We start from the raw sequence: 7,379 nt of genomic DNA, 5'->3' as shown, positions 1-7,379 counted from the left end.
CAACTCGACCAGCATAACACGCATTGGACTGCGATGTCAAGTCGGTCGTTCAACTTCTACTCGGTGTCGCGGTCGCGTTCAGGCATTCGGCCGTTCCGCAGGCGCGACGTTGCGTAGGATATCACCCTTGCCACATCCATGTCAAGCCCCCGAAAATCCCGGCATGGTCATGGACACAAGCGCTATTCACGCCGGACCACCACTGAGGTGTACAGAGCAAATCACAAACCTGGGGTCCGTGAAGCCAATTTTGAAAACGATTTTCCTTCGGCGACTGAGTCGGAGGTTACAATATGACGGTCTTTTTCACTTCCAACCGAGGCGGCGCACTCTTGAGGTCCGCTCATAAGGTATACTTGCATCCAAATAAGGGATGCGTTCCAGAGGCAGACCGTCTCTTCTTTTATTGATGTTGTGCCATGTTTACGGATGAAGCGCATCAACTGACAGGAGCTCGGTGACAGGAGCCCGGCTCCATCCTTTTGGCAAAGCAGACGATTTCGGCTCGCGGGAACTTGACACAGCTTCTGATTTTCACTTGACAAGGCCCTGCCTCCATGCTAAAGTACCGAATGCCCAGCGTTGAACGAAACGGGCTAGGAGCCATTAGCTCAGTTGGCAGAGCACCTGACTTTTAATCAGGGTGTCGCTGGTTCGAATCCAGCATGGCTCACCACGCGCCACCTTGGCTCAGGGGTAGAGCAGCTCACTCGTAATGAGCAGGTCGTCGGTTCGAATCCGACAGGTGGCTCCACACGGGCAACTTCTCCGTTGCCCGATATCCCGCTGGACTTGGTTGGACAGCGGACCCACATCACCATACGCGCGCCCGTAGCTCAGTCGGATAGAGCGTTTGACTACGAATCAAAAGGTCGGGAGTTCGAATCTCTCCGGGCGCGCCATTTCATCCGGAGCATAGCGCAGCTTGGTAGCGCGCCTGCCTTGGGAGCAGGAGGTCGTGGGTTCAAATCCCGCTGCTCCGACCAGTCTCCGGGGGTATAGCTCAGTTGGGAGAGCACCTGCCTTGCAAGCAGGGGGTCGTCGGTTCGAATCCGGCTACCTCCACCATTCCTCGATAGCTCAGCGGTAGAGCATCCGGCTGTTAACCGGAGGGTCGCAGGTTCGAATCCTGCTCGGGGAGCCAGGACATGCTCCCATAGCTCAGTCGGTAGAGCGCATCCATGGTAAGGATGAGGTCACCAGTTCGAGCCTGGTTGGGAGCTTCATGGCCCCATGGTCAAGTGGTTAAGACACCACCCTTTCACGGTGGTAACGGGGGTTCGAATCCCCCTGGGGTCATCACTTAGGGCTTGACGTTTTCACCTCCTCGCAGGTATAATGGTCGAGCCATTGTGCGGAAGTAGCTCAGGGGTAGAGCATCGCCTTGCCAAGGCGAGGGCCGCGGGTTCGAATCCCGTCTTCCGCTCCACATGGAGGTTCTCCTCCTCGCGGGTGTAGTTTAGTGGTAAAACATCAGCTTCCCAAGCTGAGGTCGGGGGTTCGATTCCCCTCACCCGCTCCATGCGGCTGTAGCTCAGAGGGAGAGCACTACCTTGACACGGTAGGGGTCACAGGTTCAATTCCTGTCAGCCGCACCACGCAAGGCCCTATCGTCTAATGGTTCAGGACGCCGCCCTCTCACGGCGGAAATCGGGGTTCGAATCCCCGTAGGGTCACCATATGGAGTGATGGCCGAGTTGGTCGAAGGCGCTCGCCTGCTAAGCGAGTATACGGTTGTTAAGGCCGTATCGAGGGTTCGAATCCCTCTCACTCCGCCACATTGGAACTGTGGTGTAGAGGCCTAACATGCCTGCCTGTCACGCAGGAGATCGCGGGTTCGAATCCCGTCAGTTCCGCCATGTGCGCCCATAGCTCAGTCGGCTAGAGCGCACGACTGATAATCGTGAGGTCGGTGGTTCGAATCCACCTGGGCGCACCAATCAATCAGCAGCCGTTTGCGGACGGCTGCTGATTTGATTTTGTTCGGCTACTTCACCAGATTGAAGGTATCCTCGGAGCTCTGCTGCAACTCGTTCGACTTCGACGCGAGGCAGACTTGGTCCATCAAAATCAAAGATACGAACTCTTCGAATGGAAAGCTCATCGAAGAATACGACATGCCGGAGCGGCTTCGCAATCAACCATCCCAGTACAGGGCAGGGCTCCAAACGGTGGTCGACCTGCCAGAGATCATCCCGATAGATCACGCCTCCAGGAGGGACAAGCATGCCCTGATTGACCTGGCACGCTAGACATGCCTCCGCCATTCGAGCGTCCCCTTTCCCAAGGGGCTGCGGCGCCCAGTCCGTACCTGCGGGATCGCGCGAAGGTCACTGAACTCCTTCTGTTCGGCCGAGACAGGCCTCGATGTCTTCGCGGATGCTCTCCGGCGATGTCTGCGGCGCGTAGCGTTTCACCACACGTCCGTCCCGGTCGACGAGAAATTTGGTGAAGTTCCATTTGATGGCCTCTGATCCGAGTGCACCTTTGGCCTCTTTCTTCAGGTATTCAAACAGCGGATGCGCGTTCGACCCATTCACGTCGACTTTCGCAAAGACCGGAAAAGTCACGCGGTACGTCGTGCTGCAGAAGGTTTGAATTTCCTCATTCGATCCCGGCTCCTGATTGCCGAACTGGTTGCAAGGAAAGGCAAGGACCTCAAAGCCGCGATCGCGATAGAGTTCGTACAATTTCTGCAATCCTTCATACTGAGGAGTAAAGCCGCACTTGGACGCCGTATTCACAATGAGCAACACCTTGCCCTGGTACTCGCGCATCGACATCGTCGTCCCGTCAGCCTTCTCGACCTCAAAATCGTAAATCGTCAACGTCATCCCCTCCTATTCCATCGTAGCACTCCAATCAATCGCGCACAAACGATACAGCCCCGGGTACGAACCCGGGGCCCCTCGTTCATTTGCTCACGGGCACCGCCATCTCCGCCCTGTGCGCCAGCATTCGATTGACAGCGCTCACCAGCGCCTTCGCCGATGCCTCCATAATGTCCGTATCCACGCCGCACCCGAAATGCGTATTCCCTTCTTCGTCGTCCACGCTGATGTACGCCACCGCTCGCGATCCCGACCCGACTTCGAGCGCGTGTTCCTTGTACGTGAGAATCGCGACCCGGATCCCGAGCCCCTCCTCCAGCGCATGGCACAGTGCATCCAACCGCCCATTGCCGGCTCCCTCGATCTCGGCCTTCTCGCCCTGCCACACCACCGTCGCGCGCACGCGGTGCGATCCCTTCGCATCCGTGCCCGTCAGTTCGACGAGATCGAGCGGCTGCCCGAGGTTCACAAACTCGCGCATGAAAATTTCTGCGATCTCGTCCGCTGACAGTTCCTTCTGCTCGCGATCCGACACTCGCTTGACCGCGTACCCCAGCTGTTCGCGCATCTTGGGGGGCAGATCGAAGCCGTGCGACTGCTCCAGCACGTAGCCGATGCCGCCCTTGCCGGATTGGCTGTTGATGCGGATGATGTCCCCTTCGTATTCGCGGCCGATATCCTTGGGATCGATGGGCAGATACGGGACCGTCCAATGCTCAGGCGACTTCTCCTCGCGCCACTTCATGCCCTTCGCGATAGCATCCTGATGCGATCCCGAAAACGCCGTGAAGACGAGTTCCCCCGCGTACGGGTGACGCCTGCTCACCTGCATCTTGGTGAGGGCCTCGACGCGGGCCTGGATGGCCGGGAGGTTGGAGAAGTCGAGCCCCGGATCGATGCCGTGCGAGTAAAGGTTCAGCGCGAGCGTGACGATGTCCACGTTGCCCGTGCGCTCCCCATTCCCAAACAGCGTGCCCTCAAGCCGCTCCGCGCCCGCGAGCATGGCGAGTTCCGCCGCCGCGACACCCGTGCCGCGATCGTTGTGCGGATGCACGGACAGAATCACGGCGTCGCGGTGAGTCAAGTGCTTGCCCATGTACTCGATCTGGCTCGCGTACACGTGCGGCATGGAAAGCTCGACGGTCGCCGGCAGGTTGATGATGACCTTGCGATCCGGCGCGGGCTGCCACACGTCGAGCACCGCGTTGCAGATCTCGAGCGCGAAGTCGAGCTCCGTGCCGGTGAAGCTCTCCGGCGAGTATTGGAAGAAGAAGTTGCCTGGTGTGGTGCGGGCGAGATCGCGGATCTGCTCGGCGCCGGTCACGGCAATGTTCACGATCTCGCCCTTGTCCGCCCGGAACACCTGCTCGCGCTGCGCCACGGACGTGGAGTTGTAGAGATGGACGATGGCCCGCTTGGCCCCGCGAATGGCCTCGAAGGTGCGCTCGATGATGTGATCGCGCGACTGCGTGAGGACCTGGATGGTCACGTCGTCCGGGACGAGATCGCGCTCGATAAGCGTCCGGACGAACTCGAATTCCGTGTCCGAAGCGGCTGGAAAGCCGACCTCAATCTCCTTGAAGCCGATCTCGACGAGCAGTTGAAAGTACGCAAGCTTCTCCTCCAGATTCATCGGCACGATGAGCGCCTGATTTCCGTCGCGCAGGTCGACGCTGCACCAGATGGGAGGGTGATCGAGATGATCGCGATGTACCCAATCGAAGCAAGGTTCCGGGGGGAGAAAATACTGGCGGGTGTACTTGTTGACATGCTTCATGTCCATCCACTCCTCTTCTCTTGTCTTCATGTGGTTCTGAAGGGAAAACAAAAAGGCCTCATCTCGTATAGAGACGAGGCCGGGTTGGCTCGCGGTACCACTCTATTTGGCTTTTCTTGAGGAAAAGCCCCCTCTGTCGACGGCAATCACCGTCTAGCCCAATAACGCGGGCGCGCGGCACACCCTACTCCCACGGCCACATTGGCCGCCTTTCGGGCTGCGGTTCATGGGCGAGTTCAAGACGCACCTTCGACCGATTCGCACCGTCCATCGGCTCTCTGAACTCCGGCGGCGTCCCTACTGCTCCCACTCGTCACCTGTCGCTATTTTCAGCATTGTGCATCACGTGCATCATTTCAGGTGATTCCATCGTAAGGGGAATTGCGCGGGATGTCAAGCGCATGGAGTGTATGCCGCCCTGTCATAGGACAAGATCAGTAAGAAATTATTCACGTCTACAGCAGGAGCCTATCTGGTCAGCGGACCGACCATGGCGTAGGATTGCCTTGAAGATCTGGCCGCTTTCTGCAGAAAGGTGGTGAATTTAGTGGGAGATATGGACATGTCAAGCGCGCCGCCTGTTCACACGGTAAGCGCGTTTTATAAGCTGCTCCTGATCGAATGGGCCGTGTTACTGGGCGTATCAGCCATCGTCTATCTCATCGCGCGATTCTGGAAATCAGAAGGCGAAGGGTTTCTGCGGGAATTCGGCATCGAGCCCCGGAGCAGGCAAAGCAGCGGATCGCCCTACTATCTGGCTCCATCGGAGGCTAAGGCGCGCAGGCTGGCCGTCTGGTCTCTGGGCCTCCTGTGGATCCTGGATGGCCTCCTACAGGCGCAGCCCGAGCTCGGGACCAACTTCTTCGGCGCGGTGATTCAACCAGTCATGTCTGGACAGCCGCGCTGGGTGAACGACCTGTTTCTGTCGGTGACGCAATTGCTCTTCACCTCACGCCCGCTCTGGTTTGACTCGCTGACGGTGTGGATTCAAATTCTGCTTGGCGTCGGCATTCTCGCCGGCCCCGAACGGTTCATCGGGCGGCTGGCCCTTCGGGGTTCCATCACCTGGTCGCTCGTGGTGTGGGCCTTCGGCGAGGGCTTCGGACAGATCTTCAGCGGCGGCTCATGGCTCATGGGAAGCCCCGGTTCTGTGCTTGTCTACGCGGCGCTCGCTGTGGTTCTGCTTGCGAAAGCTGACGCGTGGGAGCACGGACAGGTCAAGCACGGCATGCAGTGGTTTGTGACCGTTTGGTTCTTGGCGAGCGCCATCCTTCAGGCTCTTCCGAGCGCAGGTTACTGGTCAGGGAACGGGCTGGCCGATATGGAAGTGGGAATGGCTCAGATGCCTCAGCCTCACTTCCTCTCGGCGCCGCTCTACGCATTGGCCCACGCGTTGTCACACGGGCCGATGGGGTGGAACGCGGTCTTTGTCGCCGTGCCCTTGGTACTCGCTGTCGGTTGGTTCACGGCCCCCGAGTCTCGCGCCGTTCAGGTAGCGACCGGCGTCGTGCTGCTTCTCGTGTGGTGGCTTGGCCAAGATTTCGGCGTGGTGGGTGGCGCAGGCACGGACCCCAATACGGCGCTACCGCTGTTCCTGCTGACACTCGCCCACAACTTCCTGCCACGGGACGGATCGTCGCCGTGGACGCGCCTATGGCGATCCGCCCCTCGAGCCGCGGCCCACTAGTCGGCGCGGCGGTGGCGCAGAGCAAGACGACCACGCCTCAGATGTCCGATGTGAGAAGCATCGTACAGGGCTGCCTCGTACCTCGGTATGTGGGCAGCCCGCCTTAGACCGCAGCGCAGCATTTCCACATGCTATGACGCACAAAGGCAACGCGCATACGGCATATTAGTTGAACACTAGATACCAAACCCCATTCACATTACAAAACTGCACTCCGCAAAAACCATCTCCATACGCGTCCATTTCAACATGCCACTGAGATGGGTTCGGGGTTCGAACCGTGATGATCGGAGCTTTGTTGGGCTGAACTCCCGAGATACTAGGCGGAGCAATATAGAAACTGAAAGATCGGTACATCCAAAGCCCTTTGTGCCACGTAATGCCTTTGTCATATGAAAATTGGATAGGAGGAGGTTCGTTCCCAACCCAATAATCGGACGCAATTTCCGCATTCCAAGGTTGCTGGGTATAGAAATTAGGCGCCTGGATATACACATCGCCGTCTCGAAACCAGAAGCTCACGCTATTGATCCATGAAGTTGCTTCGCTTACACATTCATTCGCTATCTTTTGTGTCCATTCGGGAAAGGCAGAGCCTACATGATTGCCGATGGCAAGTTCACGAGTCTCAGCGTACGTAGTCTGAAATGTCGGCAATATGCTCTCAATAGCCGATCGTGAAACACGGAAGACGTACCTTCCATTCAGGTACTGAATGTTCACACCCTTTGTATCGGAATAGTACATTTGTCCATTGACAGCGAACGGTTGAGAACTATAAATCTCCAATCGTTGGACACCACTGTCGTCACCACCGTCTATGAAATTGAGCACACGAAGCTGCTGCATGTGAGCGAAGAGAATTTCGTACGCGCCGAGCGAAATGACATTAAGAGTTTTCGAACTTGCCACGTGAAGTGTCTGATGCGCCGCACTCATCGAAGGAGGGTATACTTTTATCACAAATTTTTTAGGCGATAAAACGCATTGGCCATTCACGTAGATGTTCACGTAATTTGGCCCGCTCTGAGGTTGCACAGAAGGCATGGGAGACCACCGCAGACCATCTGGAACACTTAAATGA

Annotated in this window: 5 protein-coding genes, 15 tRNA genes and 1 other annotated feature; of the genes, 16 read left to right on the top strand and 4 right to left on the bottom strand. The window is 57.6% G+C overall.

Going from position 1 to position 7,379, the window contains the following annotated elements; genetic code table 11:
* Positions 1-600: 600 nt before the first annotated feature.
* The 15 genes from AMA01_RS13235 (at position 601) to AMA01_RS13165 (ending at position 1,939) form a co-directional block, all read left to right on the top strand.
* Positions 601-676: transfer RNA gene (locus AMA01_RS13235), tRNA-Lys, on the top strand.
* A gap of 3 nt (positions 677-679) precedes the next feature.
* Positions 680-754 (top strand) — tRNA-Thr (locus AMA01_RS13230).
* A gap of 71 nt (positions 755-825) precedes the next feature.
* Positions 826-902: transfer RNA gene (locus tag AMA01_RS13225), tRNA-Arg, on the top strand.
* 7 nt (positions 903-909) lie between these two features.
* Positions 910-986, top strand: a tRNA-Pro gene (locus AMA01_RS13220).
* Between the two features lie 6 nt (positions 987-992).
* Positions 993-1,068 (top strand) — tRNA-Ala (locus AMA01_RS13215).
* 1 nt (position 1,069) lies between these two features.
* A tRNA-Asn gene (locus tag AMA01_RS13210) sits at positions 1,070-1,144 on the top strand.
* A 6-nt stretch (positions 1,145-1,150) separates the two neighbouring features.
* Positions 1,151-1,223 (top strand) — tRNA-Thr (locus AMA01_RS13205).
* A gap of 4 nt (positions 1,224-1,227) precedes the next feature.
* Positions 1,228-1,299, top strand: a tRNA-Glu gene (locus tag AMA01_RS13200).
* A gap of 55 nt (positions 1,300-1,354) precedes the next feature.
* Positions 1,355-1,429: transfer RNA gene (locus tag AMA01_RS13195), tRNA-Gly, on the top strand.
* 19 nt (positions 1,430-1,448) lie between these two features.
* Positions 1,449-1,522, top strand: a tRNA-Gly gene (locus AMA01_RS13190).
* Between the two features lies 1 nt (position 1,523).
* Positions 1,524-1,598 (top strand) — tRNA-Val (locus AMA01_RS13185).
* A 5-nt stretch (positions 1,599-1,603) separates the two neighbouring features.
* A tRNA-Glu gene (locus AMA01_RS13180) sits at positions 1,604-1,679 on the top strand.
* Between the two features lie 3 nt (positions 1,680-1,682).
* A tRNA-Ser gene (locus tag AMA01_RS13175) sits at positions 1,683-1,778 on the top strand.
* A 4-nt stretch (positions 1,779-1,782) separates the two neighbouring features.
* A tRNA-Asp gene (locus tag AMA01_RS13170) sits at positions 1,783-1,859 on the top strand.
* 3 nt (positions 1,860-1,862) lie between these two features.
* Positions 1,863-1,939: transfer RNA gene (locus AMA01_RS13165), tRNA-Ile, on the top strand.
* Position 1,940: 1 nt separating this feature from the next.
* Here AMA01_RS13165 and AMA01_RS13730 read toward each other — a convergent pair.
* The 3 genes from AMA01_RS13730 to AMA01_RS13150 all read right to left on the bottom strand — a co-directional run bounded on the left by AMA01_RS13730 (position 1,941) and on the right by AMA01_RS13150 (position 4,608).
* Positions 1,941-2,267 (bottom strand): hypothetical protein, encoded by a 327-nt coding sequence (locus AMA01_RS13730; RefSeq protein ID WP_197460000.1) that lies wholly within the window; start codon positions 2,265-2,267, stop codon positions 1,941-1,943.
* Between the two features lie 63 nt (positions 2,268-2,330).
* Positions 2,331-2,828, bottom strand: a complete 498-nt coding sequence (locus AMA01_RS13155; protein WP_082744197.1) for a glutathione peroxidase — start codon at positions 2,826-2,828, stop codon at positions 2,331-2,333.
* Positions 2,829-2,913: 85 nt separating this feature from the next.
* On the bottom strand, positions 2,914-4,608 hold the full coding sequence (locus tag AMA01_RS13150) for a 2-isopropylmalate synthase (protein WP_067851702.1): 1,695 nt from the start codon (positions 4,606-4,608) through the stop codon (positions 2,914-2,916).
* 66 nt (positions 4,609-4,674) lie between these two features.
* Positions 4,675-4,931: a binding site (T-box leader), on the bottom strand.
* A gap of 239 nt (positions 4,932-5,170) precedes the next feature.
* Between AMA01_RS13150 and AMA01_RS13145 the strand changes: the two genes are divergently transcribed.
* Complete coding sequence (locus AMA01_RS13145) at positions 5,171-6,295, top strand: hypothetical protein (protein WP_230087660.1); 1,125 nt, start codon at positions 5,171-5,173, stop codon at positions 6,293-6,295.
* Between the two features lie 165 nt (positions 6,296-6,460).
* Here AMA01_RS13145 and AMA01_RS13860 read toward each other — a convergent pair.
* Positions 6,461-7,379, bottom strand: a 919-nt coding sequence (locus AMA01_RS13860; RefSeq protein ID WP_231862963.1) for a hypothetical protein, incomplete at its 5' end; no start/stop codon positions are given.

It is taken from the genome of Alicyclobacillus mali NBRC 102425 (genome assembly GCF_001570745.1).
GTDB classification, from domain to species: Bacteria; Bacillota; Bacilli; order Alicyclobacillales; family Alicyclobacillaceae; genus Alicyclobacillus; species Alicyclobacillus mali.
This window is presented reverse-complemented; position numbering and strand designations above follow the sequence as displayed.

Bases quoted from the DNA above. Each gene is read 5' to 3' on its own strand.
- AMA01_RS13730 (WP_197460000.1), bottom strand. From the start codon at position 2,267: ATGGCGGAGGCATGTCTAGCGTGCCAGGTCAATCAGGGCATGCTTGTC.
- AMA01_RS13150 (WP_067851702.1), bottom strand. From the start codon at position 4,608: ATGAAGCATGTCAACAAGTACACCCGCCAGTATTTTCTCCCCCCGGAA.
- AMA01_RS13145 (WP_230087660.1), top strand. From the start codon at position 5,171: ATGTCAAGCGCGCCGCCTGTTCACACGGTAAGCGCGTTTTATAAGCTG.